Source organism: Halorubrum sp. SP3 (assembly GCF_005435195.1).
Taxonomy (GTDB): Archaea; Halobacteriota; Halobacteria; order Halobacteriales; family Haloferacaceae; genus Halorubrum; species Halorubrum sodomense.
This window is the reverse complement of record NZ_SGTU01000128.1, coordinates 1-1,050: the sequence shown is the minus strand read 5'-3', so window position 1 is coordinate 1,050 and position 1,050 is coordinate 1. Positions and strand designations below refer to the sequence as shown.

The 1,050-nt window shown below is 53.2% G+C and carries 1 protein-coding gene; it reads right to left on the bottom strand.

Annotation, left to right across the window (positions count from 1 at the left end):
* Nucleotides 1–838: DUF1616 domain-containing protein (locus tag EXE42_RS15800; protein ID WP_137706940.1), on the bottom strand; the 838-nt coding region annotated here is incomplete at its 3' end.
* Between the last annotated feature and the right edge of the window lie 212 nt (nucleotides 839–1,050).

Sequence of the window (1,050 nt, the reverse complement as noted above, 5' to 3'; positions counted from 1 at the left end):
GTTCATACTCGTTATTACCGATCCCGACAACCAACTGGCTCTGTTCACCAACTGCCAGTTCATCCGGATAGCCGTCCGCTACTAATTCTCCATCATCGGATTCACTTAGCAAATAAAACTCCGTGAATTGTTCTCCCTGCGGTGGAACAGCAACGGCATACCCCACGCTACCAACAGCAAGCAACACTGAGAGCACAAGTGCGATATTAAGCGCCGCATCTGTCCGGCTGTTTGGCTCAAAGAGTTCGGCTTTCCCGGCTGCGATCCACGCCCTGTACGGAACCCGAAACTGGTCTTCAGCAGGCAACTCGTGGCGTCGCCTTGCTGCGATACTCACACAGGCAAGCGTGAATACCGTAACTGAGAGGACAACCGGCGCCAGTCGAATCCCCCACGGCGTGAAATTCAATACTAATCCAATAAGCGGAACAATAGCAATAGACAATCCGAAGGATAACGCAACCCGCTCGATTCCATCGATCCCTTGCGACTGTAGATGCTCACCAGGTGGTTGTGACCTTTCTGTCTCTGCTGCGTCAGTCCCCGGAACTGGGTTGGGTTTACCCTCCGATTCAGAGTCGGCTACTGTCTGTGCCTGACCGTCGTCTGCTGAGACTTCTCGACTGCTTTCAGGAAACAACGCCGCAATGAACGCATATCCGGGGAGAAACAAGACAAATCCAAGTCCAAAGAGTACACGTAGTGGTGTCTCATTTATCCCCGGAATAAATACGCTTCCTACGGTGAGCAACGTCAGAACAACAACTGCTGCTAGGTCGGCAGGCAGCCGCCGGACCGGTCGTGGAAGGAGTAACCACGCTGTCCGCCGATCACTCATAGGTGGTACTCGTATACCACAGTCAAAAGCCATACGATGCGATGTCATCCTGACAATTCTGCGGCTCCGATCACGTTTTCGGTCTGTAGTCACGCTAGCTACACACTCACCGACCTGAGGCCCAAGCTGTCTCCCCAAACCGACGAGTGGGCCAGCTACCATTGTCGGTGTTGCTGATACATGGCGTATTAGGTATGCGTTGGCTCCACAAC